At 45.7% G+C, this 24,550-nt stretch carries 26 protein-coding genes and 1 tRNA gene; 19 read left to right on the top strand and 8 right to left on the bottom strand.

The window, feature by feature from the left end; translation table 11 throughout:
* Window positions 1-10 precede the first annotated feature (10 nt).
* The 7 genes from metG (at window position 11) to DWV34_RS15440 (ending at window position 6,988) form a co-directional block, all read left to right on the top strand.
* Window positions 11-1,957, top strand: a complete 1,947-nt coding sequence (metG, locus tag DWV34_RS15410) for a methionine--tRNA ligase (protein ID WP_118476608.1) — start codon at window positions 11-13, stop codon at window positions 1,955-1,957.
* 266 nt (window positions 1,958-2,223) lie between these two features.
* Window positions 2,224-2,961 (top strand): MurR/RpiR family transcriptional regulator, encoded by a 738-nt coding sequence (locus tag DWV34_RS15415; RefSeq protein ID WP_009291034.1) that lies wholly within the window; start codon window positions 2,224-2,226, stop codon window positions 2,959-2,961.
* Window positions 2,962-3,319: 358 nt separating this feature from the next.
* The gene (locus tag DWV34_RS15420) at window positions 3,320-3,751 is read left to right on the top strand and encodes a PTS sugar transporter subunit IIA (RefSeq protein ID WP_009291035.1); all 432 of its coding nucleotides are present in this window, start codon (window positions 3,320-3,322) and stop codon (window positions 3,749-3,751) included.
* 11 nt (window positions 3,752-3,762) lie between these two features.
* On the top strand, window positions 3,763-4,239 hold the full coding sequence (locus tag DWV34_RS15425; RefSeq protein WP_009291036.1) for a PTS sugar transporter subunit IIB: 477 nt from the start codon (window positions 3,763-3,765) through the stop codon (window positions 4,237-4,239).
* Window positions 4,240-4,257: 18 nt separating this feature from the next.
* A complete protein-coding gene (locus DWV34_RS15430; RefSeq protein WP_118476609.1) occupies window positions 4,258-5,079 on the top strand; it encodes a PTS mannose/fructose/sorbose/N-acetylgalactosamine transporter subunit IIC in 822 nt (273 codons plus the stop codon).
* A gap of 15 nt (window positions 5,080-5,094) precedes the next feature.
* The gene (locus DWV34_RS15435; RefSeq protein ID WP_022260691.1) at window positions 5,095-5,925 is read left to right on the top strand and encodes a PTS system mannose/fructose/sorbose family transporter subunit IID; all 831 of its coding nucleotides are present in this window, start codon (window positions 5,095-5,097) and stop codon (window positions 5,923-5,925) included.
* 10 nt (window positions 5,926-5,935) lie between these two features.
* A complete protein-coding gene (locus tag DWV34_RS15440) occupies window positions 5,936-6,988 on the top strand; it encodes a zinc-dependent alcohol dehydrogenase (protein WP_009291039.1) in 1,053 nt (350 codons plus the stop codon).
* Between the two features lie 157 nt (window positions 6,989-7,145).
* Here DWV34_RS15440 and DWV34_RS15445 read toward each other — a convergent pair whose 3' ends face one another.
* Both DWV34_RS15445 and DWV34_RS15450 read right to left on the bottom strand, forming a co-directional pair.
* Window positions 7,146-7,604 carry a DUF805 domain-containing protein gene (locus tag DWV34_RS15445; RefSeq protein WP_009291040.1) on the bottom strand — a complete coding sequence of 153 codons (459 nt, stop codon included), beginning with the start codon at window positions 7,602-7,604 and terminating at the stop codon, window positions 7,146-7,148.
* A gap of 87 nt (window positions 7,605-7,691) precedes the next feature.
* The gene (locus DWV34_RS15450; RefSeq protein ID WP_009291041.1) at window positions 7,692-8,693 is read right to left on the bottom strand and encodes a helix-turn-helix transcriptional regulator; all 1,002 of its coding nucleotides are present in this window, start codon (window positions 8,691-8,693) and stop codon (window positions 7,692-7,694) included.
* A gap of 167 nt (window positions 8,694-8,860) precedes the next feature.
* Here DWV34_RS15450 and DWV34_RS15455 point away from each other — a divergent pair, with 167 nt between their 5' ends.
* From DWV34_RS15455 to DWV34_RS15495, 9 genes are all read left to right on the top strand, one after another.
* Window positions 8,861-9,820, top strand: coding sequence for an ABC transporter substrate-binding protein (locus DWV34_RS15455; protein WP_009291042.1), 960 nt, complete (start codon window positions 8,861-8,863; stop codon window positions 9,818-9,820).
* The gene (locus DWV34_RS15460; RefSeq protein WP_009291043.1) at window positions 9,813-10,796 is read left to right on the top strand and encodes a FecCD family ABC transporter permease; all 984 of its coding nucleotides are present in this window, start codon (window positions 9,813-9,815) and stop codon (window positions 10,794-10,796) included. The genes DWV34_RS15455 and DWV34_RS15460 overlap by 8 nt, the downstream gene beginning before the upstream one ends.
* Window positions 10,793-11,800, top strand: a complete 1,008-nt coding sequence (locus DWV34_RS15465; protein WP_009291044.1) for a FecCD family ABC transporter permease — start codon at window positions 10,793-10,795, stop codon at window positions 11,798-11,800. Before DWV34_RS15460 ends, DWV34_RS15465 begins: the two co-directional genes overlap by 4 nt.
* A 9-nt stretch (window positions 11,801-11,809) precedes the next feature.
* A complete protein-coding gene (locus DWV34_RS15470) occupies window positions 11,810-12,598 on the top strand; it encodes an ABC transporter ATP-binding protein (protein ID WP_009291045.1) in 789 nt (262 codons plus the stop codon).
* A complete protein-coding gene (locus tag DWV34_RS15475; protein ID WP_118476610.1) occupies window positions 12,595-13,836 on the top strand; it encodes an MFS transporter in 1,242 nt (413 codons plus the stop codon). The genes DWV34_RS15470 and DWV34_RS15475 overlap by 4 nt, the downstream gene beginning before the upstream one ends.
* Before the next feature lie 55 nt (window positions 13,837-13,891).
* Window positions 13,892-13,962, top strand: a tRNA-Gly gene (locus DWV34_RS15480).
* Between the two features lie 148 nt (window positions 13,963-14,110).
* Entirely contained in the window at window positions 14,111-15,013 is a 903-nt protein-coding gene (locus DWV34_RS15485) for a hypothetical protein (protein ID WP_009291048.1), read from the top strand.
* Window positions 15,014-15,039: 26 nt separating this feature from the next.
* A complete protein-coding gene (locus DWV34_RS15490) occupies window positions 15,040-15,276 on the top strand; it encodes a helix-turn-helix domain-containing protein (protein ID WP_009291049.1) in 237 nt (78 codons plus the stop codon).
* Between the two features lie 139 nt (window positions 15,277-15,415).
* A complete protein-coding gene (locus DWV34_RS15495; protein ID WP_118476611.1) occupies window positions 15,416-16,486 on the top strand; it encodes a helix-turn-helix domain-containing protein in 1,071 nt (356 codons plus the stop codon).
* Window positions 16,487-16,537: 51 nt separating this feature from the next.
* Here DWV34_RS15495 and srlE read toward each other — a convergent pair whose 3' ends face one another.
* The 3 genes from srlE to DWV34_RS15510 are packed head-to-tail and all read right to left on the bottom strand — an operon-like array spanning window position 16,538 to window position 18,472.
* Complete coding sequence (gene srlE, locus DWV34_RS15500; protein ID WP_009291051.1) at window positions 16,538-17,530, bottom strand: PTS glucitol/sorbitol transporter subunit IIB; 993 nt, start codon at window positions 17,528-17,530, stop codon at window positions 16,538-16,540.
* Complete coding sequence (gene srlA / locus DWV34_RS15505) at window positions 17,527-18,060, bottom strand: PTS glucitol/sorbitol transporter subunit IIC (RefSeq protein WP_009291052.1); 534 nt, start codon at window positions 18,058-18,060, stop codon at window positions 17,527-17,529. The genes srlE and srlA overlap by 4 nt, the downstream gene beginning before the upstream one ends.
* Before the next feature lie 13 nt (window positions 18,061-18,073).
* Entirely contained in the window at window positions 18,074-18,472 is a 399-nt protein-coding gene (locus tag DWV34_RS15510) for a transcriptional regulator GutM (RefSeq protein ID WP_009291053.1), read from the bottom strand.
* A 277-nt stretch (window positions 18,473-18,749) separates the two neighbouring features.
* Between DWV34_RS15510 and DWV34_RS15515 the strand changes: the two genes are divergently transcribed.
* Window positions 18,750-20,015: a zinc-binding dehydrogenase gene (locus DWV34_RS15515; RefSeq protein WP_022260695.1), complete on the top strand. Its 1,266-nt coding sequence runs from the start codon at window positions 18,750-18,752 to the stop codon at window positions 20,013-20,015.
* 64 nt (window positions 20,016-20,079) lie between these two features.
* Complete coding sequence (locus DWV34_RS15520) at window positions 20,080-21,051, top strand: sugar-binding transcriptional regulator (RefSeq protein WP_118476612.1); 972 nt, start codon at window positions 20,080-20,082, stop codon at window positions 21,049-21,051.
* Window positions 21,052-21,113: 62 nt separating this feature from the next.
* On the opposite strand, the gene DWV34_RS15525 is transcribed toward DWV34_RS15520, so the two are convergent.
* From DWV34_RS15525 to DWV34_RS15535, 3 genes are read right to left on the bottom strand one after another with little or no spacing between them, the layout of a single operon-like run.
* Entirely contained in the window at window positions 21,114-21,461 is a 348-nt protein-coding gene (locus DWV34_RS15525) for a prenylated flavin chaperone LpdD (protein ID WP_009291057.1), read from the bottom strand.
* 4 nt (window positions 21,462-21,465) lie between these two features.
* The gene (locus tag DWV34_RS15530; protein ID WP_009291058.1) at window positions 21,466-22,029 is read right to left on the bottom strand and encodes a UbiX family flavin prenyltransferase; all 564 of its coding nucleotides are present in this window, start codon (window positions 22,027-22,029) and stop codon (window positions 21,466-21,468) included.
* Window positions 22,030-22,032: 3 nt separating this feature from the next.
* Window positions 22,033-23,517: a UbiD family decarboxylase gene (locus DWV34_RS15535; protein WP_009291059.1), complete on the bottom strand. Its 1,485-nt coding sequence runs from the start codon at window positions 23,515-23,517 to the stop codon at window positions 22,033-22,035.
* A gap of 139 nt (window positions 23,518-23,656) precedes the next feature.
* On the opposite strand from DWV34_RS15535, the gene DWV34_RS15540 reads away from it, so the two are divergent.
* The gene (locus DWV34_RS15540; RefSeq protein WP_009291060.1) at window positions 23,657-24,529 is read left to right on the top strand and encodes a LysR family transcriptional regulator; all 873 of its coding nucleotides are present in this window, start codon (window positions 23,657-23,659) and stop codon (window positions 24,527-24,529) included.
* Window positions 24,530-24,550: the final 21 nt, after the last annotated feature.

Raw genomic sequence — 24,550 nt, forward strand, 5'->3', positions numbered from 1 at the left:
GAGGAGAAACATGAGCAAGGAACCATATTATATAACGACTGCGATTACTTATACATCTGGCAAGCCTCACATTGGAAATACTTATGAGATCATCTTGGCAGACAGTATTGCCAGATATAAGAGAATGGAAGGCTATGACGTATTTTTTCAGACCGGAACCGACGAGCACGGACAGAAGGTAGAATTAAAAGCGGCCGAGCAGGGTGTGACGCCGAAAGAGTTTGTGGACGACGTGGCAGGAGAGATCAAAAGGATCTGGGATCTGATGAATACTTCTTACGATAAGTTTATCCGCACAACGGACGCGGACCACGAAGCTCAGGTACAGAAGATTTTTAAAAAGCTTTATGAGCAGGGAGATATTTACAAGGGACACTACGAAGGACTTTACTGTACCCCATGTGAATCCTTTTTTACAGAAAGCCAGCTTGTAGACGGAAAATGTCCGGACTGCGGACGGGAAGTACAGCCAGCGAAGGAAGAGGCGTATTTCCTGAAGCTGAGCAAATATGCGGACAGGCTCATTGAGTATATCAACACTCATCCGGAATTTATTCAGCCGGAGTCCAGAAAAAATGAGATGATGAACAACTTCCTGCTTCCGGGACTCCAGGACCTTTGTGTGTCCAGAACTTCTTTTAAGTGGGGAATTCCGGTAGATTTTGATGAGGGGCATGTTGTTTATGTATGGCTGGATGCTCTTACCAACTATATCACAGGGATTGGATACGATTGTGACGGAGACAGCACAGACCAGTTTAATAAGCTCTGGCCTGCGGACCTGCACCTGATCGGAAAAGATATCATTCGGTTCCATACGATTTACTGGCCGATCATCCTGATGGCACTTGACCTTCCACTTCCGAAGCAGGTTTTTGGACACCCATGGCTTTTGCAGGGTGACGGAAAGATGAGCAAGTCCAAAGGAAATGTTCTGTATGCAGATGATCTGGCAGGGATGTTCAGTGTGGATGCCGTGCGTTACTTTGTCCTCCACGAGATGCCGTTTGAACACGACGGTGTGATCTCATGGGAACTGATGGTAGAGCGCATGAACTCTGATCTTGCGAATACGTTAGGAAACCTTGTGAACCGTACGATCTCCATGTCCAATAAATATTTTGACGGTATTGTAGAAGATAAGGGCGCTGAGGATGAATTTGACGATCAGCTCAAAGCTGTTGTCACAGGAGCGAGAGAGAAAGTACAGAAGAAGATGGATGTGCTCCGTGTAGCGGATGCGATGACAGAGATCTTCAATGTATTTAAGAGATGCAACAAATATATTGACGAGACGATGCCGTGGGTATTGGCAAAAGACGATGCCAAGAAGGACCGCCTGGCAACGGTTCTGTATAATCTGGTAGAAGGTATTTTAACCGGAGCCGCTCTGCTGGAACCATATATGCCGGAGACCTCAGCAAAGATTTTAAAACAGCTGAATGCCGAGCCGAGAAGCTTTGAAGATCTGACTTCATTTGGACATTACAAGAGCGGTACGAAGGTGACGGAGAAACCGGAAATTCTGTTTGCACGTCTGGATGAAAAGGAAGTTCTTGAACAGGCAGAAGAGCTGATGAAAAAACAGCAGCAGGCACTTACAGATCCTGTGATCGACATTGAACCGAAAGAAGAAATCACGTTTGATGACTTCGGGAAGATGCAGTTCCAGGTCGGTGAGATCATTGCCTGTGAGGAAGTGAAGAAGTCTAAGAAGCTGCTCTGTTCCCAGGTACGCGTGGGAAGTGAAGTAAAACAGATTGTTTCCGGAATTAAAGCATACTACAAGCCGGAAGAGATGGTCGGCAAGAAAGTCATGGTATTGGTAAACTTAAAGCCTGCCAAGCTTGCGGGTGTGCTTTCTGAGGGAATGCTGCTCTGTGCGGAAAATGAAAAGGGTGAGCTGGCTCTGGTTGTGCCGGAGAAAGATATGCCGGCGGGAGCGGAGATCTGCTAGAGATATTGATAAAAGAAAAGAACCTTGTACAGACTGTGGCAGGGTTCTTTTTTGATAAAACATTGGAGATTTACAAATATTGTTATATTATTTAGGGAGAGCAGCTGTTAAAGGGTGGATGGCCTCCATATATATGATATATCATTAATTTAGAAAAGCCAAAAACCACCCTTATTACCTGGTCGTTATAAGGTGGTTTTTCATGTATTTTTGTAATGGCCATACCAGACAACTATTTTTTTAGCGAGAGAGGGGAAATATAGGTTATGATAGTTGAGATTACAGAAGAACTGGAAAGCGGGCTTACAGAAGCCGAACGGCAAGTGATAGAGTATATCAATCAACATGAAGATCAGTTTTTAAAGCTGACGATCACTGAACTTGCCGAAAAGAGTTTTACCTCTCCTCCGACTGTATCAAGGGCTGTCAGAAAGTGTGGGTATAACGGTCTCTCGGAGCTACGCTATAAACTTTCTGCAATGATAGAAGATATGGTGGAGGGAGAGATTGTCAATGAGATTTTTCAGAAGTCTGTCACAGAGTGCATGAAAACCATTGAAATACTGAAAGCGGAGACGATCCTCAAGGTAGTGCGTTTTATTAAGACGGCACAAAAGATTTATATTATTGCAAGAGGTTCTACCGCATGGATTGCCAAAGATGTGGAACTGCAGCTTCAGCTGCTCGGGTATAATGCATATATGCTGTCAGATTCAGAGGTTATGAAAAAGTCGGATAAACTGTTCAGGCACGGGGATCTGATCATTATTTTTTCTATAAAAAACAGTACACCGGAGCTGTTGTTGACTGCCCAAAATGCGAAGAAGGTAGGTGCAAATGTGGTGACCTGCTGCTGCCTGCCAAAGACAGATTTAGAAGATTATTCAGACTTGTCTGTCCTGGGATATAACCAGAGAAACAAGACCATTGAGGATTTTGATATCGTATCCAGGCTGCCACTGCAGATCATTGCAAGAACGCTGATTGATTATTTAAATCTTTAAGTTTAGACTTAAATAGAAGTTTACAATTATTACTAAAATGGGTATTATAAAGGCAGTAAGAAAATTGAAGTATGTCCACTGTGACAAAAAAACCCCGGAGAGGACTGGTCTCCGGGGTTTTTGTTAACTGTCTTTTCTTCTATGATCCAGCCATTTATGGATGTAGTAAGTAAATAAATAGATGTAACACTAGAGTGTGAAAAGGAAATTACTGGATTTTCACATTCTTTTTTTATGCAAAAACATTCATTTTTCCTATATTTCAACGGATATACATCGACAGAGACAGCCTAAACAAGAAAACATTTTCAGCCATGCCCTGCTATGATGAATTTATAAAGAAAAAGGAGGAGCGGGAATGGTTGGAATATTGATCGCAACCCATGGATGCTTTGCGGAAGGATTGTTAAATGCAGTGGAGCTGATTGCTGGAAAACAGGAAAAGGCGAAAACGATTGGACTGTATCACGGAGACGGAATAGAGGAACTTGAGCAGAAGATCAGAACAGCAATAAAAGAACTTGATGATGGGGACGGAGTGCTGGCTTTTGTGGATATCCTTGGAGGAAGCCCATCCAATATGGTGATGAAATGCATGGCAGATATGAAGAACTTTAAAGCCATTGCAGGTGTCAGTATGGGAATGGTGGTGCAGGCGGCTATGATGAGGGATCAATGCAGTTTAGATGAGCTGACTGATCTATGTGAGGAAGCAGGGAACCAGCCGGTTGTGCTTCTGCATAAGCAGTATGAAGAAATGCTCAATGACACAGATATGGATGAGATTTAGGAGGAAACAAAATGCAGGGAGTTGTTTTGACAAGAATTGATGACAGGCTGATTCACGGACAGGTAATGACATCGTGGCTGAACTTTACAAGTGCCAATAAAATTATGGTGATCGATGATCAAACGGCAGCAGATCCGTTTATGAAGACGGTATTAAAAAATGCTGTTCCCGGCAATGTTGGCCTCGGAGTATTTACAGCAGAAAAGGCAGCCGCAAGGCTTAAAAAAGGATTCAAGCCTGATGATAAAGTAATTATTCTGGTTAAGTATCCGAAAACAATTTTAAAACTCATGAAGCAGGGAATAGAGTTCGATCATTTAAATATCGGCGGCATGGGAGCAGGCAGCGGGCGGGAAAAATTTTATAAAAATATTTCAGCCTCAGAAAAAGAACGGGAGATTTTAAAGAAGATTGTTGACAGCGGATGCCGCACAGAAATCCAGATCATCGCGGAAGACGCAAAGGTAGATGTAGCAAAGCTGTTATAAAAGAAAGGTGGAAAAATTATGAGTATTTCAGTTGTTCAGGCAGTTCTCATCGGAATTGTGTATTACCTTGGAATCAATGGTACCCCGTGGTTAACCCTGCTGGGTAGTACCATTATCCAAAAACCATTGGTATCTGGTGTTTTAGTAGGATTTATTTTGGGAGATCCGGTTCAGGGAGCCATCATCGGTGCGGCAATTCAGCTTCCGTTTATTGCTTATATTTCAGCAGGAGGGGCACCTCCCACGGATCCGGGTCTTGCAGGAACATTGGGAACGGCCTTAACTATGGTGGCGGGAGTTAAACCAACGGCAGCTATCGCACTGGCAGTGCCCATTGGTCTTTTGGGAACCATTATCTGGGTCATTCATATGACAGTTGATGTGTTCTTTGTACATATGATTGATAAAGCGGCAGAAGAAGGAAATATGAAAAAAGCCAAATTTCTTCATATTGTACCGCCTCAAGTATTTGCTTTCATTATCGGATGTATACCGGTAGCCCTTGGATGTTATTTTGGATCTGATGTGGTCACAAACATCATTCATGCTCTGAGCGGCCGGCCGCTGCAGGCTTTGGAAGTCATTGGCGGACTGCTGCCGGCCATTGGTATTGCCATGAATCTGAGAGCGATCAGTAAACCTGGAATCCTGTTGTGGTATGTACTTGGATTTATTATCGCAGTATATTTGAATCTGGATACTATGCCGATCGCCATCATCGCAGGTATTGTTGCTTATATTTACACTGGGGTGGTAGCTCTGGCAGAGGAAAAGCAGACGGCAGCAGCAACAGCAGGAGCAGACAGTTTCGACGATGATTTTGATGACGATTTCGAATAAAGGAGGGAAATAAAAATGGCAGAAGATAAGAAAATCCACTTAAGTAAAAAAGACGTGCTGAAGGCGTTTTGGAAATGGACCTTTTTTTCACACTCAAACTATAACTATGAACGTCTCCAGGCCAGCGGTGTTCTTCAGTCTATGTCCCATCTTCCGGAAAAATTATATCCTGGGGATAAAGAAGAACAGCAAAAGTTTATGGAACGCCATATGTCATTTTATAATACAGAGCCTCACTTTGGAGGAATCATCAATGGAATGGTTGTGGCAATGGAAGAAGAACGTGCCAATGGTGCAAATGTTACAGATGACGCTATTAATAGTGTAAAAACAGGTCTGATGGGACCTATGGCAGGAATAGGTGATACTCTGTGGCAGGGGACCCTGCAGCCCATTCTTCTGGCAGTAGGTATCAGTATTGCTTCAGGAGGAAATGTTATGGGAGCGTTTGCATTTGCAGCTTTAATGGCGGGTATCATGCTTCCTATCGCTTACTTTATGTATATGAGGGGGTATAAGACAGGGAAAACAGGAGTTGAGGCAATCCTTGGCGGAGGTAAAATGAAACAGCTGATCTCAGCGGCATCTATTATGGGAGCTACGGTACTTGGATCTCTGACAGCAAACTATGTAACTGCCGAATCCCATATGAATATTAAGGTTGGAGCTACCAAGCTGGCTCTTCAGGCAGATGTTCTGGATAAATTATTAAAGGGTATGATACCTTTGGGAATCACGCTGCTGACCTTATATTTATTAAAGAATAAAAAAATGAAATCCACCTATGTAATGCTGATTCTGGTTATCATTGGTGCGGTATTGGGGCTGACAGGTATTTTAGGCTAAGACAGGAGGAATGATTGTGAACAGCAAAATGAAAACAGCCGTATTTACGGATATAAAGCAAGTGGGACTTGAAGAGTATGATAGGCCTTCGGCATCAGGAAATAAAGTCTTGATCAAAGTGGACGCGGCGGCAATCTGCACATGGGAGCAGAGAGTTTATACAGGAGTCAATAAAGTTGAATTTCCTTTTATAGGAGGACATGAAATAGCAGGACACATCGAAGAGATGGGGAATGAAGTAAATAAAAATGAGTGGAGTGTTGGAGATAAAGTAGTAGTGGGAGTCACACTTCCGTGCCGTAATTGTTTTTACTGTAAGAGCGGTAATGAACAAAGCTGTGAACATTTTGACCACAGTGCACATCTCCCGGGCCTTCCGTACAGAGGAATGGGCGGGTTCAGTGAATATCTTTTGGTTTCTCCAGACTGCATGTTTAAGTACAGCGGCGTTTCCCCGGAAGAAGCGTGTATCATTGAGCCGGTATCCTGTGTGGTGCACAGTGTAGAGACTGCCCAGGTAAGCCTGGGAGACACAGTTCTGGTTATCGGCTGCGGTATTATGGGGCTGCTGCACACAGCTGTCTGTACAAAAAGGGGAGCCAAGGTCATTGTATCTGATGTAAATGAAGAAAGACTCGAGATGGCAGGATCCCTTGGAGCAAAAGCCGTGATTAATCCGGCAAAAGAAAATTTGGAACAGAAGGTGAAAGAACTGACCGGCGGCATCAAAGCACAGGTGATCTTTGACACGACACCGATACCGGCAGTGGTAGAAGATACATTTAAGTGTGTGAGCAATGCAGGAAAAATCGTACTTTACAGCTCGATCCATCCGGCAGAACCGGTTCCGTTTGACCCTAACTGGGTGCATGGAAAATCTGTGCAGATCCTCGGCACAGCAAATTCTAACGACAGGGATTTTATGAGGGCATCTCAGATGGTATCCTCAGGTGTTATTGACCTGAAGCCATTTATCAGCGGGGTATATCCGGCAGAAAACATAAAAGACGCTTTGGAATCAGCGATAAAAGGGGATAAATTCCGAAATATTATCACATTTTAAGAACATACGGTAACACCTGATAGTTTTTCTCCACAGAAAAACAGATGTTAAAAAGGAGACAGCGATTGCCCTCGCTGTCTCCTGGTTTTTGAAATAAGATAAATATGTATGAAAGGAAAACACCATCGCTGTAAGTTGCTTGAGCTAGCAAGAACCCTTAGTCATTATCCGGCATACCATAGCGGTTCGTTCCTTCTGTACCTTTTCTTATAAACAGAATAAGGAAGTAAACAGCTGCGATCAAAGTGATAATTCCCAATACCATGGTTAGAAGACCGAATCCACCGGCAGCAGTACTGTCTGTGTTCAGCAGCAAAGAGGCTGTCGTCATAGTAATGCTCGCCATGGTTAAAATTAATGGGACATACATGAGTATGATCCACCATCCGGGGCGGTCTATATCGTGAAGACGACGTACACACATCGCAATACCGGGAATTAAAATGATCAGAGACCACAATGTCTGAAGAGCAGAGATATCCAGCATCCCGGCTATGAATCCAACCAAAAATGTAGCGATAAACTGTGCTAACACCGCCCACCAGTAGTTTCCGCGGGATGTTCTTCCTTTAAAATCAAAATAACGTTTCCAGAATGCTTTATAAGCGTTAATCATAAAAATCCTCCTTTTCTTTTGTGTAACAAATGATGATAATTCCCTTTTCAGAAATATTATAGATATAAATCATTAGGAATTCAAGATCTAATGGTGCCTGCGGTATTCCAGAGGACTGACTCCATAATATTTTTTAAACATTTTAGAAAAATTTCCGCTGTACCTATATCCTGTCTTTTTTGCAATATCACTCACGGAAAGGTCTGTGGAGGAGAGAAGACTGGCGCCCATGGCCATTCGCAGGCTGGTGGTGTATTCTCCGATGCCCATGTGATACTGTTTTGCAAAACCGGCCTTCAGTTTCTGCTGATTTAAAAAGACCATCCTGCTTAATTTTTCAATAGTAGGTGGATGAACTGCCTGTTCGGTCAGGATATCGTGGGCTTTCTGAATAGACTGAATGTCAGAGGCAGTAAGACGGCAAGTCCGGCCTGCACCAATCTGTATCGTCCCATAATCTATTTGATGTGCAAATACATTGTCTTTTGGCTTCTTGATTTCTTCTGATAAAAGCGCAGTACATTCCAGAATTTTGCTCTCTAAATACAAGGGCGTCAGACGGCCGGAAGCAGACAGGCTGTTCAGCTGATGAATGACGGAAATGACTGGAAGAGGCAGGTAATGATACGTATGATTCATCTTAAAATCTTCCATACACAGCGCTTCGGGAAAGGATTCAGAGATAACCTGGCTAAGGTAGGCTTCGTGGAGCGTGATCTCTGTCCCGTGAAAATGCTGTCCTCTGTGCCAGATCTGCTTTCCCTTCAAGTTCTTTTCAGCAACAAAAAAAGATGAAGGAGTAAAGGAGGAAACCTGCTGATTTTTAAGCTGGAACTTTGTGCGGCCTTCATACACAATTCCGAATCTGATCATAGCTTCAGGGTTGTCGAACCGGATCTGAAAATCCTTTGGGACTGTATAATCTGCGATTCCCAGCTCATAATAACCAGGACGGGAATAAAACAGAAAATAACCATTTTCGGGAGCGGACAGATCTCGGAACAATGTACAGTGGCCCCTGTCAGAAGGCTGAAAATGGAGCTGTCTGAGCACTTCCTCCCGGAAAGCTTTACTGGATGTAACTATCATAGAATAGGCTCCTTTCATTATTTATCATACATGGTGCAGAATTTATGCAAAGGGATGAACAAATTCTGTTTTATTGAAAAGCGTCATGGGCTCAGGTACAATACGTTGCGAGGTTGTTAGACAAAACTAACTAAAGGTAGTATACAGGAAGAAAGGACAGAAGTACAATGGGAATTCAAAAATCAAAAATGATCACGGTCATATTTATTCTGGCCATTATGACAGCGCTGCTGGCCGGATGCTCAGGGAAGAATGAGAAACAGGCTGAAAAGAAGGAAAAGACAGTTACGGTAACAGACGCAAAGGGGAAGGTGGAAATACCTGCTGATCCTAAAAGGATCGTTGACATCAGCGGCAACAGCGACATCCTCTCTATTCTCGGCTATTCCGTGATCGGAACTGCCAATTCAGATGCCTATGATTATACAAAGTATCCCGCTTATCTGGAAAAGACATTAAAGAATGCTGAGATCCTTGGCTACAGTATGCAGGATAAAATGGATGTTGAAAAAATTCTGGCATTGAAACCTGATCTGATTATTATTTCCTCTGTTCAGGAAAAGATGTATCAACAGTTATCGAAAGCTGCGCCAACGGTCATGCTGAAACTTGCTCAGACAGACTGGAAAGAAGACGTGAAAGCAGTCGCAAAAATCATGCACAAAGAAGATGCGGCAAAGAAATGGCTTGATCAGTATGAGAAAAAAGCAGCGGAAAAAGGGAGAGAAATTAAAAAGGTTATGGGAGACGACAAAACCTATCTTTCCATCCTTGCCAGCGGAGGACAGATCTTTGTCTATGACAAAGCCGGAATCGGAAGTATTCTGTATGATGATATGGGGCTTAAAAGACCGAAAGGACTGCCGAAGCAAAAGGATATCAGTCTCCCGGTTGTATCTTATGAAGGCCTGGCTTCTATTGAGGCAGACTATATCCTTGCGGTAGGCACGAAGGATGACATGGCTGCTTTAAAGAAAAATTCAGTATGGAAACAGCTTCCTGCCGTAAAACAGGGGCACGTGGCGGAACTGCCGGCCAGCCCATACTTTAATCAGGGATACAGTTCTATTGGACGGCTCGCATTCCTGGATGAAATGAATGGCCTGATGGAGAAAATGAATGACTAAGAAGACTGCTGTTTTTCTCACAGTCTTCACGGTTCTCCTGTTTACGGGGATGTTTCTGGCTGTTTCTCTGGGAGCGAAAAAGCTGCCGTTTGATACGGTCGTCTCAGCTCTTACAGAGGGAGGAGCCTCACTGGATGTTAAGCTGATCAGAGAAGTGAGGCTTCCAAGGACGATTGCAGCGGCACTCACTGGAGGGATGCTGGCACTTTCCGGGGCCGTCATGCAGGGAGTGATCAGGAATCCGCTGGCAGAGCCATCGATCATGGGAATGACACAGGGGGCCTCACTGGCCGTAGCCGCGGCAAGCGTTCTGCCCGCGGTCTCCGGTCTTTTCAGCATAACGGTATCTGCGCTCCTCGGGGCTTTTCTCGGGGGCATCCTGGTGCTGGGGTTCTGTGTCAGAACGGCGAATCTAAGCATTTCAAGGCTTCTGCTGGCGGGGACCGCACTGGGGACTTTTTTTCTTTCTCTGTCGTCTCTGATCGGCATCCTGGGAAACCGTTCCCAGGAGCTGGCCTTTTGGGTTTCCGGAGGATTCAGGGCGATTTCATGGGGGCACGTGGGCATGCTGATTCCGGCAGGAATCATGGCTTTGATCCTGTCTTTGTCGCTGGCGGGGAGCATAAATATTTTAAGCCTGGGAGACGAGGCGGCCACAGGACTTGGCGTCCGGCCGGCCAGGATCAGGCTGATTTCCATACTTTTGCTGATACCGGTCTGTGCGGTCTGTGTGGCGGGCGCAGGCAATATTGCGTTTGTGGGGCTGATCATCCCGCACATGACAAGAAAGCTGGCGGACAATGATTACAGGAAGCTTTTGCCGCTTTGCTTTCTGGGAGGAAGTGTCCTGATGGTGTGGGCAGACCTTGCCGCGAGACTGGTGAACCAGCCGTATGAAACGCCGGTGGGTCTGATCACTTCTGTCCTAGGAGTACCGGTCTTTCTGTGGATGATCCGAAAGGAGAAAAACCAATGAGAAAAAGAAGACGGACGGCGTTCATTCTGCTCGTCCTTTTGCTGGCCGCTGTTTTTGTCGGGGCACTGATGTATGGAAGCTATTCGATGACCGCAGGGGAAGTTTTAAAGACGCTTCTCGGGAAGGGAGATGGGATGCAGAAGATTGCTGTCTTTGATCTGAGGCTCCCGAGGGCAGTGACGGCAGTGCTTGTCGGCGCGGCGCTGGCTGTGTCCGGCTGTATTTTACAGAGTATCACAAAAAATGAACTGGCAGAACCGGGTATTATCGGCATTAATGCGGGGGCCGCCCTAGCGGTGGTCCTTTTGATTTCTGTACAGAGTGCCAGCTATTATACGGCATTGGGTCTGGGAACTGTTCTGCTGATGCCGCTGGCGGCAGCGGCAGGGGCTTTTGCAAGCTTTCTCTGTATTTATGCTCTTGCCGGAGAAAAGGGAAGGTTAAAGCCCGCAAGGCTGATCTTAGCCGGAATCGGCGTAAATACGGGCATTACTGCTCTGATCACGCTATATCAGCTGAATATGTCCAAAGGAGACTATAATCAGGCCCTGTCATGGATCGGAGGAAGTCTCTGGGGCAGCAGCTGGACCTACGCAGCCATAACAGCACCGGCCATCACAGTGCTGATCGGGATCGTGTTTTATAAAAACAGAACACTGGATGTCATGGATCTGGGAGATGAACTGGCCGCAGGGCTGGGAGTGCGCGTAAACCGGGAGAGGAAGATTTTCCTCGTGCTTGCAGTCTGTCTGGCCGCCTGTGCCACATCGGTGGCCGGAAATATTGCATTTGCGGGCCTTATAGGTCCTCATCTGGCAAAACGTCTTGCAGGACCTGTACACAGGCGGCAGATACCGGCTGCCGCCTGTCTGAGCGGCATTTTAGTGCTCGGCGCGGATACACTCGCAAGGAACCTGTTTTCGCCTCTGGAAATACCCGCAGGCATTATGATCTCGCTGATCGGGGTACCCTATTTCCTGTATTTGCTGATGAAAGAAAGGTAAGGATAGAAAATGAAAGAACAAACAATTCAGCTTCGGGATATCACCGCTGCATATGAAAACACGGTTGTGATTCCAAAACTGAACCTGAATATCCCGGGAGGAAAGATTACCATTGTAGTGGGGGCAAACGGATGCGGAAAATCCACTATGATCAAAACAGCGGCGGGGATACTCAGGCCAAAGAGGGGAGAGATCCTGATCAACGGTGCAAAGCTTAGGGAGATGGCGCCAAAAGAAACGGCAAAGCAGATGGCTGTACTGCCCCAAAGCCCGCATGTACCGGAGGGACTGCTGGTAAAAGAGCTGGTGGCCTACGGAAGGTTTCCCTATCAGAAGCCCATGGGCGGACTTTCTGAACATGATCATCAGGTTATACGCTGGGCCATGGATGCCACAGGAATTTGTGAATTCCAGGACAGGCCGGCAGAATCTTTGTCCGGCGGCCAGCGTCAGAGGGCGTTTATCGCTATGGCACTTGCACAGGAGACCGGGATCCTTGTGCTGGATGAACCGACTACTTATCTTGATATGTCTCATCAGCTGGAGATTTTAACGCTTTTGAAGGAGCTGAACCGTAAAAACGATACAACGATCGTGATGGTAATTCATGAGATCAACCATGCGTCCAGATTTGCAGACCATATCATTGGGATGAAAGATGGGCGTGCGGTATTTGAAGGGGCTCCGGCGGATGTCATCACAGAGGAGCATTTAAAGACTCTCTATGGAATCCGTGCAAAGCTGCGCATGAGTGAGGACGGAACTTACCCTGTCTGTACGGAGTACGACTTAGAATGAGCACACAGCGGATAAAAAAGAACTTTGCGATCATTGCAGCGGGACAGCTGATCTCACTGCTTGGAAGCGCGGTGCAGAGGTTCGGCATGTCCCTTTATCTTTTGGACCTTACAGGAAGTCCCGGACTATTTGCCGCAGTTCTTGCAGTGTCCATGCTGCCGTATGTACTGCTTGCACCTGCCGCCGGTAAAATAACAGATTCGTTTTCAAAAAAGAAAGTTATGATCGGTTGTGACATTTTCAGCGGAGTCGTGATCACATGTTATGCGGCTGTTTTATTTTCCGGAAATGACCGGTCGGTTATCATTACAGTGATCATGATTCTTCTATCCTGCGCGAGCACTGTATATGGTCCCGCGGTTACGGCTTCTGTTCCTCTGGCGGTGCCGGACAGGCAGCTTTACAGGGCTAATGGGATCATTCAGCAGATCGGTTCAGCCGCAAATTTCGCAGGGCCTGTCGCAGCCGGGATGATTTACGGACTCCTGGGCATCCGCTGGATTGTTATTTTAAACGGCATCAGCTTCTTTGTATCGGCACTGATGGAAGGTTTTCTGCATTTGCCGGAAGAAACAGGAAACACCGGAAAGAAGGTGTCACTGGCAGGCAGTGTAAGAGAAATGTACGAAGGTTTTTTATATTTAAAGAAGTCAAGGCTCGTGGTATTAAAGATGATCATCTCCTACGGTCTGTCAAATCTTTTTATTGTTCCGGTTTTTTCTGTGGCGGCGCCTCATTATATAAAAAATGTCCTTGGAATGTCCTCGGAAGTTTACGGCACCGCAGAAGGGATCATTGTCCTGGGAATGATCACGGGAGGCATGCTGATCAGCGCTTATCCGGGATTTTTTTCAATGGGCGGAATCCACAGGATACTTTATCTGATGCCGGCAGCTTTTCTTTTCATGTGCCTTTCAGGTATCCTTTCAGAGGCAGCTTTCCTGAACCTAATGGCTTTTACGGCGGGGGGATTTCTTGTTATGCTTTCCCTTGGACTCTCCAATGTCATATCACTGACTTATATGCAGCAGGCGGTTCCCGGAATTATGCTTGGAAAGACCAGTGCATTTTCTACGGCAGCAGCCACGGCAGCGATCCCTCCCGGACAATTTTTGTTTGGACAGATCTTAGAGGCCGGAGTCTCAGTGCCGGTATTGTTTCTTTTTGTATCTGCTGCGAGCCTGGGGACAGCTTTCTTTGTGAAAGCTGCAGTGAGAAGTTATTTCAAAAAAGTTTGAAAAAGTTCTTGCATTTTAGATTTAGTTTTGCTATACTATCACTTGTCTGAAAGATGCGGGTGTAGTTCAATGGTAGAACTCCAGCCTTCCAAGCTGATCACGTGGGTTCGATTCCCATCACCCGCTTTTATATTATTATGAAAACTGTCTGTTTTTACAGGCAGTTTTTTTGTTTTTCAGAACATATTCATTTACTTTATGAAACTTTGTGTTATAATTAAATCGTAAGTAGTAAGTAATAAGTAGTAAGTATACGGGAAAGGGGCTGTTACTTATGAGGGATTATGGATTGCCGCAAAAGGCTGCATTGGCAGGTTTGGACACACTGGAGGCGAATCACTATACGCAGGCAAAGAGCGCTGTGCTCCGGGGGATTGCTGCCCTCACGGCTTTGGAGCCTTTGCTGGCTGAGATACAAAGCGGAGAACCGATTGTCTTTAAGGAAGGTTTAACGAAACTCATACAACAGGTTAAAAAACTTGGGAAAAAAGAATTAAAAGAGATAGAGAAGGAAACAGTTTTAACTTTAAAACAGGAAGGGGCATTGGAAGAAGTTCCGGCGCTGATTGCCTGTGATATGAACTATGAGACTGCCGGGGTGAAGATTACGGAGTATCGGACCAGCCAGACAGAGTACAGAAAAGTAGTGGAAAGTATACGAGCCGAGATTTTGGAGGAAGGGGAACCGTCTTTAGAGAGTGTCTGTCTGCTGTGGATGTTCCGGGAATCCTGTCTGATGTCTGAGGTGTTTTCCTCTTCAGAGCAGATATTGGTGAAACAAAAGATTGGAGATATCTCATCCCAAAATGATTGCTTCAGAAGGCTGTTTGAAGCAGAATTTCACAGTGTGTTAAGTAATTTCAGCACAAGCTTTTTAAAGGCAAAAAAGAATCTGTTTCAAAATCCGTACCTTGAGGGAGTCAATCTCATGTTCCCATTTTTAGAGAGAAGAAGCGCGATCTTTATTGATTTTGTGGTTCTCGGTACTACGGTAGCAGACAGAAGAAAAGAAGTGCTTTGTTATTTATCCGAACGGGGACATTATGCGGAGGAAGTTAAAAACGGACGGGAGACACTGCTGCGCATTGACAACAGCTATTACCGCATCTTCCCTATGACAAAAGCAGCCTATCATATTCCGATCCAGGGCGCCAGCCTGGTTCCGGTGTATTATTAGGTGATTGCATGTCCAGGCAGAGGAGTATGGAAAAGATCCTTTCATCCGAGTATGTGACAGTTGGGGAATTAGTCCGTTTGACCGGCTGCCGTTACAGCACATTAAAATATTACACGGAGGAGGAGATCCTTCCATTTGAACAGGAAGAAGAAAATTTAACCCGAAGATACAAGCGGGAGGAAAGTATAGAGAGAATTTCTCTGATCCAGGAGCTTAAAAAACAGGGAAACTCAATCGCACAAATTAAAGAAATATTGTCATGAGAAGGCCTTTTGGGCCTTCTCTCTTTGGTTTTAGAAAAATAACCAACAGTTAATTTTATGAATCATAAAAGAAAGAATCTTTCAATTGTCGGAAGAAAAGAGGGCTGATACAATTTAAACAGGAAGGGAGGCGGCATCTATGAAAATAAATGAAATGATACGTGAATTGAGGATAAAAAAAGGTTTTACACAAGAACAGCTGGCATCTTTACTGGGGGTCTCTGCGCCTGCGGTCAACAAGTGGGAGAAGGCCGCGTCTTATCCGGACATTACGCTGCTGCCTGCGCTGGCCCGTGTATTAGATACGGATTTAAACACACTGCTTTCTTTTAAAAATGAGCCAACACGTGAGGAGATCGGGGATTTTTTAAATAAACTGGCTGTGGATGCTGCTGAAAATGGGGCAGAACATGCATTTAGAATGGGAATGGATAAGGTGCACGAATATCCTTCCTGTCATTTATTGGTCCTGAATATTGCCGTAACGCTGAAAGGGATTTTGGGTATGTATGCCAAAGAAGAACATCCCGCATTTAAGGGCGAAATTGAAAAACTATACGAACGGGCAGCGAAGAGCACGGATGAGCAGATTAGAGACAGAGCTAATTCCCTGCTGATCCTTAAATACATTGACAGAAAGGAATATGAAAAGGCGGAAGAACTTCTTAAGCAGCTGCCGGAAGAAGCCGGGTCTATGATGGATAAAAGGCAGATGCAGGTGAGGCTGTATATGAAACAAAAGCAGTGGAAGGAAGCGGCAAACATACTGGAGAGGAAGCTTATGACGAAATTAAATGAGATCCAGTCTGCTTTGCTGGATTCTATGATTATAGCACTTGAAGAAGGCCGGGATACTGATGCGGAAGAGATTGCGGAAATATCAAGGCAGACAGCCGGATTATTTGGCTTATGGAGATTTGGTTCTTACTCGGCGCCGCTTCAGCTTGCGCTTGCCAGACAAGATACCGGTCGTTGTGTGGAAATATTAAAAGAGATGATCCCGGCAGTCCTTGAGCCATGGGAATTAGACAGGTCTCCTTTGTACAGGCACATGACGGATAAGAAAAGCAGTGAAAATTTTGGTGAGACGATACTTCCAAAGCTGTTAAGTGAGTTCCTTGATCCTGGCAATAAGGAGTTTGGATTTCTTCAGAGAAATCCGGAATTTCAGAGTCTCATGAAGGAGTGGAAGTCAAAAACAATATCATAAAAGAAAAAACATTCAAACTGTTAGGACGCAGTTTGAATGTTTTTTTGTATCTTAGCTGTAAAGTCCAAAGCTTAGAAGGTATGCAACCAGCACAGCGGCCGGTCCGGTCACAAGCCTTGTAAAGAGCATGGCAGGAACACCAGCACTTACGGTCTCATCCTCTGCTTCGGCAAGAGTCAGTGCGACAGGCACGAAATCACATCCAACCTGAGAGTTGATGGCAAAAAGTGCGGGAAGGGAATAGGCAATCGGGATTGTTCCCTTTCCGATTTCCACACCGAGAAGAACACCGACGACCTGTGCGATGACTGCGCCAGGTCCTAAGACCGGTGACAGGAATGGGATTGCACAAAATACGGATAATCCCAGAAGTCCGGGGAGGCTTCCTGCAAGAGGTTTGATGGTATTGGCAAGAAGATCTCCGATTCCGGTATAGTTGATGATCCCCACCATGATGCTGACAAAGATCATGAATGGGAGGATATTTTTCAGAACGATATCCAGGGTATCCCGGCCGGCCTGATAAAATACGTTGACGATACTTCCGATTCCCCGGCCCATGCCTGTAATGAAGCTAAAGAACTTATTGCCTTCCGGACCGCTCGGCTCTGGGGCCTGAGGCACAGGAATTTCAGAAGCCGGTTTTTCAGCCTCTTCATTCTCCAAAGACACTGCTTCCCCGTTCAGAGAAATACAATCCAGTGTACAGCCTGAGACAAAATTGTCTTCTTTTATGTATTTGCTCAAAGGGCCTGAGGGAGAAATAGGGTGAATGTCGATGGTCTTGACTCCCATTTTCGGATAAACACCGCATCGCAGAGTTCCTCCGCAGTCTACAACTGCAATAATGATCGTGTCGGGTTCTACTTTATTATTAAAGGCATCTACGACTGGAACTCCAAGGAGATCTGCTATTTTCTCAGCTAACGGATGGATCGATCCCCCGGTGACAGAAGCGACAACTTTTCTTGTTTCAGTTTCACAGACCGTCAGCGGTCCGCCCCATCCGCTGGAGCCTTTTGTGATGGTTACGGCTGGTTTCATTTTGCAGCACCTCCTCTATTCTTCGCCATGATTTTTTTGGTAAGGAATTCTGTGGCATTTCCCCTGATAAAGATAACGATGACACCGGCCAGCAGATAACGGATAGCCAGAGGTATCGTGGAATAACCGAGTTTTGTGACACCGGCGGCGATACCGGTCCAGACAAACAGCTCTCCCGCATTTCCGTGAGGAAACAGTCCGGTGATCGGATGGGCGAAGGAGAAGCAGGCGTCGATGAAGGCGGGCTTCTGGTCTTCTTCCACAAACCGTCCCATGGTATAGCACATAGGGTTGGTCAGGAAAAACAGAGAAATCACAGGCAGCAGAGTGTAGCGGAGCAGGCGGAAACGGGTCAGTTTCTTAGAGAAATTCATGACCCGGTCTTCTCCTACCAGTGTAATGATGGCGTTGATACACGTGAGCAGAATCAGCAGGTTCGGAAGGATTCCGGTGATCAGGCCCATTAGGTTTTCACCTCCGGCAGACACGATGCCGGTAAATCCTTCGGCTAGTTTTACAAATACATTCATAAGTTCATCCTCCTTAACATGGACAGACAGCAGTTTTTCGTTTTCCGGCAATTTGTTCCAAGGCTGATGCAAAGGCGGCCTTTTCATTCTTCCGTTTCATGAAAGTTCCGGCGGTATTCACAGAGCAGCCAATGTAATCATTCTTTTGAACGAATTTGGAAAATACGGTGCGGCCTTTCATCTCGTAGTAATCAACAATCTCATCCGAATCATTGACCACAACGATCACGATCACGCCCGGCCGGAAGGTAAGACCGGATTTGGCAGAGCCAATGGCCAAAATATACGGGGTGTGGCGGTAACTCCTTTTCAGATCTTCCATAGACTGATACATGCGTTTGATCTGGAACCAGCCAAGGGCTGCCTGAGCTGCCATGGTTACCATTAAAAATCCAAGAACATAAGTAAGCATAAAGCGGTTTGCACCTCCTTGATATGAGAAAAATCAGTAAGTGGTTTCACGTGAACTCTTAACATATGCTGATACTATCCCGGGCACAAAGGGAAGTCAATTATTCTCAATGTTTTGGAACATAATTTACGATTGTATTGAAATGAATACATAAAATTGTACGGTTCTGTAACAAATGTTCCAAGTCTTCACTTTTGATTGACGAAGAGCAGATAAGGTCCTTATGATGGGGGTGAATTTAAGGATAAACCTGAAACTTAAGAAAGAGGTGCAAACTATGCAAACACGAGCAATCAGACTTTACGGAAAAGATGATTTAAGGCTGGATACTTTTGAACTGCCGCCGCTGAAAGAAGACGAAATACTGGTAAAGATTATTTCCGACAGCGTGTGTATGTCTACTTATAAGCTGGCAAAACAGGGGGTCTCCCATAAACGGGCCAGGCCGGATCTCTCTGAACACCCGTCGGTCATCGGCCATGAGATGTCGGGAGTGATCATAGAGGTGGGAGAGAAATGGAAAGGGGAGTACAGAAACGGACAGAAATTTACGGTCCTGCCTGCCGTGACTCAGGATGGCCGGCTGAAAACAGCAGGTTACTATTATGAAACCTATGGGGGAGACTGTACATACTGTATTCTACCAGCAGAGGTGATGGAACACGGATGCCTGATACCGTTTGAGGGAGATTCTTTCTTTGAGGCTTCCCTGTCTGAGCCCACAGCCTGCATTATCGCAGGGTACCGCAGGATGTACCACACATCGGAGGAAGACCACGAACACAGGATGGGAGTAAAACCGGGAGGGAGCCTTGTGATCTTCGGCGCCTGCGGACCGATGGGCCTGGAATGTATCGACTATGCCCTTCAGCTGGAAAACGGCCCTTCAAAGATCGTCGCTGTGGACGTATCGGAGGAAAGACTTTTCAGGGCGAAAAAAATGTTTGATTTGGCATCGGGAAACCAGAAAGAACTTGTATTTTTAAACGCAGGGAAATATGCAGATGTAGTTCAAAAGTTAAGAGAAATCAATGGAGGCAAAGGTTATGATGATGTCTTCGTATATGCTCCTATTGAATCATTGATCGAACAGGCGGACCAGGTGCTTGGAAAAGACGGCTGTATGAATTTCTTCGCGGGCCCTGTGGATCAGCAGCTGTCCGCGAGGATCAACATGTACAATGTGCATTATTTATATACCCATCTGGTCGGTTTTACCGGCAGTACAAATGAGGACCTGCACGATGCCCTCAAGCTGATGGAACAAAAAAAAATCCGTCCCACAGTCATGGTGACACATATCGGCGGACTTGAGAGTGCTATTGAGACGACCCTTCACGTACCTGAAATTCCGGGAGGCAAGAAGATGATCTATACACAGATCGATCTGCCATTGACTGCCATTGAAGACTTTGCAGAACTGGGTAAGACAAACCCGTTGTTTAAAAGGCTTGAAGAATCCTGTGCAGCACATAACGGATGCTGGAATGCGGAGGCGGAAAAGCTGCTGCTGGATGCATATCAAGTGGATCTGACGAGATAGGAGGTTTGAAATCTGCTATAATCGATTAGGAAGAGGGAATACATCTTTTGTGGGAGGGAGAACGATGGCAGATGAAGAGGAAGTCAGGATGCTCGCTGAGATCACACGGCTTTATTATGAGGAGGAATGGACACAGCAGAGGATTGCAAAGAAGTTTAATATGAGCCGGTCGCTGGTCTCTAAACTGCTTTCAAAGGCTAGGAAGATCGGGATCGTTGAGATCATCATTCATGATGAAGAGTTTCATCCGTACAGGAAACTGGAGGAGGAGCTGAAGAAGCGTTTTCAGATCAAAGAAGCCGTATGCGTCAGCGTGGAAAACAGTGAAATTCCGGTAAAAACAGTGGGAGCGGCAGCAGCAAAATATCTGGCAAGAAAGCTGTCTTCCGTGAAATATGTGGCAATGACCGCGGGAAATACTACACGCCAGATCGCTGAAAATTTTTCTTCCGGCGTGCCGTTTGACCATGTGACTTTTGTGCCCATGTCCGGCGGTCTGGGAGAAGAACGGTGGGAGATCCAGGCCAATGTAGTTTGTGAGAGGATGGCAAAAAACAGTGGGGGAAACAGCCTCCAGCTGCATGCGCCGATTGTTCTGGATTCTCATGAGGCAAAAGAAATACTTTTGAAACAGCATTTTATTAAAAGTGTCATGGAAAAAGCAAGGAATGCGGATCTGGCCATAGTAGGACTTGGCAGTTCGCCGCAGTATTTCGAGCTGACAGAGTCCTATCTCCATGGGATTAACCGGGAAAAAAATGATATCAGCAGGCAGCTGATCGGGGATATTTCTTATAATTATTTTGATAGAGATGGGAAACTGATCGACTGTAAATGGAACAGACAGCTCATGTCTTTAAATATTGATGAGATAAAAAGAATACCCGAAGTGATTGCCGTAACAGAAGGAACCGAGAAAGTGACAAGTATATATTCAGCGCTGAAACATAAGATTGTGGACGGGCTGATTACCGATGTGCAGACAGGCAGGGAATTAGTTGAGATGGATAACAGGAGGCTTATGGGAAAGGACTAACACCCTTTCCCATAGCAGTTCCAGTATGAATTGATGGTGTCTAATACTGCAGATAACTTTGGTCAGTTCAAACTCTTCAGTAAAGTATCCAGCATTCGGTTACAGGAGGCGGTAACATATTTAATCTGAGAATGGCTTAAATTGTCAAAATGAACACCGCATTGAACACAGACTGGCTCTTTGAAATGATTCCATAAGACTTTGGCCCAGTGTGTGCTGATGTGGGCATCTTTGTGTCCCGGCAGCTGGATTGTTTCAATAGTTCCATTATACCCGACAAAGCTTACGGAGCCAATATGAGAATGGCTTCCTCCTGCAATCGTTACCTGAATGCCTTCATCCAAACGGGCTGCATTGACACGGAGTTCATGACCAAATAGCTCAGTTTTTAAGGAGATTTGTTCCTGCATTTTATCATCCTTCCCAGCGCCGAAACTCATTAAATTCTATTTCAAACTGATCTAAAATTTTCCCGACGATATGCCTTGTCATTTCTTCAACAGACTGTGGACGATTGTAGTAGCTTAAAACAGGCGGCAGAATGACAGCACCTGCCTGAGAAACCTCATACATATTTCTGAGGTGGATATTACTTAGAGGGCATTCTCTGGTGACGAGAACAAGTTTCCTGCGTTCTTTTAAGGTTACATCTGCAGCCCGCAGCAGCAGATTGTCGCTGTATCCGCTGTGAATGCCTGCCAGAGTCTTCATACTGCACGGTACCACAGCCATGCCGTCCATGGGAAAGCTTCCGCTGGCAGGAGCCGCGCCGATATTATGGCTGTCATAGACGGCATCTGCGAGACTTTGAATTTCATTTATCGGATTGTCTGTTTCCAGAGAAAGAGTTTTTACGGCACTGTCTGTACAGATGAGATGGACTTCTGTTTGGGAAACTTTTAAAGCACGCAGTAATTCCACAGCAATCGGCATGCCGGATGCTCCGCTGATTCCCACTAATAATCGTTTCTGTTTCATGTGTTATACCTCGTGTTCACTGCAGCCTTTTAACCATGGTTCCGGGTTTAAATCTAAAAACTGTGCGCGTCTGAAGCGGTGCTTTAAGTGAAAAGGAACCGTACAGTCGAAAATGGTCTTGCAGGCGATGCCGTGATCGTGGATACTTGCTGAAAAATCAGGGTCGTTGGAAGGATCCAGCGGATGGCAGCGGACACCGGGAATTGTGATAATATCGGTATCTCCCTGAAAACGTGTATTCATTGCCCACAGCACGTCATTCATATCAAAGCAGTCAACATCTTCATCCACAAGGAAAATGTGTTTCAGCTCACTGAATGCAGAAAATGCCAGAAGAGCCGCCTGTCTCTGACGCCCTTCATCACTGTGTGCTTTTTTACAGAACTGCAGTACAGCCATATATTTACCGCCTCCGGCTGAAGCACAGTATACATTCTGCAGACGGCCCGGCATTGCTTTTTCGATCATGCCGATGATACTTGCCTCTGTGGGGATTCCCGCCATAGACACATGTTCTTCGCTGGGACCGATGCATGTCTGCAAAATAGGGTTTTTACGGTGAGTGACAGCCTTAACTTTGATCAGCCGGCACTGATCACTGGCCGGGCCGGTATATCCCGGAAATTCAGGCATTGCATACCCTGTATGGCTGTTCTGGTCTTCCTGAACCCGGATGCCGGGAATCACTTCCCCTTCAATTACATACTCTGCATTTGCTATGGCACGTTCATTCACGGTAAGGCATTGGCACAATTCCACCGGTTCGCCGCGGAGAGCTCCGGCAATAGACAGTTCATCGTATCCCAGAGGTGTGGTCGGAGGTTCGAAACAGGAACCGATCTCAATGGCAGGATCGACGCCGATGCTTATGGAGATCGGAAGTTTTTGTCCCAGTTCTTCTGCCCGTTCTGCCATGGCACCGATATGCCGGGCTCCGGGTGTAAAGAAAATGGAAAGTTCGTCCTTTCCCTGGATGCAGAGGCGATGAATGGTCACATCGCTTTGGCCTGTGTCAGGATGTGAGGCATAGCACATACCAAGAGTAATATAAGGCCCGGCATCTTCGGGTGTGTTGGTAGGTGCCGGAACGAGTTTTCTTAGGTCAAAATCAGCGGACCCAGCCTTGTGAACCACTTCCTGACATTTCCCTTTTCCATTGATGCTAACAGGCTGAATGGGATTTTCAGCGCATTCAGACAGTTTCCAGCCAAGCTGTTCAGGCGGGCAGTCTAACAGAGCCGCTGCCCGTTTCCGGCTTGCCAAAAGGCCGATGAGAGCTTTTGCATCAGGATGTCCTTTTATTTTGTGAAACAGCATAGCAGGTCCTTCCTTCGTGGGCCGAATGACGGTTCCTCCGGCGCCTACATGACGGTAGATGCCGGAGAGCTCTGCCATAGGTTCTGCGGGCACATGGGTTTCCAGCAGTTGTCCCGGCATTTCTTTCAGTCGTTCAATAGCACTTCGCAAATCGGTAACTTTAACAGACATAGAACTTTCTCCTTCTTTTAATTCGATGAATTTTATGTGAAATGAGGTACTTTTGGGACTATCTTAGCAAGGTGAGGGTAGTGAATCAATTCGATTTGCAGTATAATTGATTCCAAAACAGAATGAATAGGAGGAGGCTATGACGTTTGAACAACTGAATGATGTGATTGCCGTAGTAGAGAATGAAACCTTTTTAGAAGCGGCAGAATGCAGAAACATTTCCCAATCCACACTGTCCAAAAAGATTATGAAGCTGGAGAGAGAACTGGATATTACATTGTTTGACCGCAGCAGAAGAAAGGCTTCACTCACTGAGGCAGGATCTGTATTTTATCAGGAAGCACTTCGTCTCACCGAATGTTATGCGGGGATGCTTTCTAAGCTAGAACCTTATCGAAAGAACAAGAAGCAGAAACTTTGCATCGGGACACTGCCAATCTTAACACAATATGACCTGACAGCCAGATTAAAAAGTTTTACGGAGACATACCCGCAGATTGACTTTTCTTTTGAAGAGGCAGAAGAGGCTGAACTTTTGGTAGGCCTGCGCCAAAAAAAATATGATTATATTATTGCACGGGAAAATTTGTTTTCAAAATTAGGGTGTGTATCCTACCCATTTACAGAGGATGAACTTGTGGCAATCCTGCCTGAAAACCACAGACTTGCAGGGGGTCCTTTTGTCAGGCTTTCGGATCTTGCCGGAGAGCGGTTTATTTTCATGAACTCTTATACATCTGTATATCAGCTCTGTATCCAGCTGCTGAACGAGGCAGGAATTATGCCGGAAATTATACGGACCGGAAGAGTGGAATCGATCATCAGCGGAGTGGCGGTGGGGGAAGGAGTGAGTCTCCTTGCAAAAAGCAATTTCCGTATATTTCAGGCAGACAAGGTGAAAGTACTTCCGCTGGATCCGCCGCAGACGATATCAGTAGTCCTCGCAAAACTTGCAGGTACCACAGAGACAGAGGCTATGAGGAATTTTGCTGAGTATATATGCGAAAATTAATGATTTCATTTTTCTAAAAAC

This window comes from Anaerostipes sp. AF04-45, from assembly GCF_003461725.1.
GTDB classification, from domain to species: domain Bacteria; phylum Bacillota; class Clostridia; order Lachnospirales; family Lachnospiraceae; genus Anaerostipes; species Anaerostipes caccae.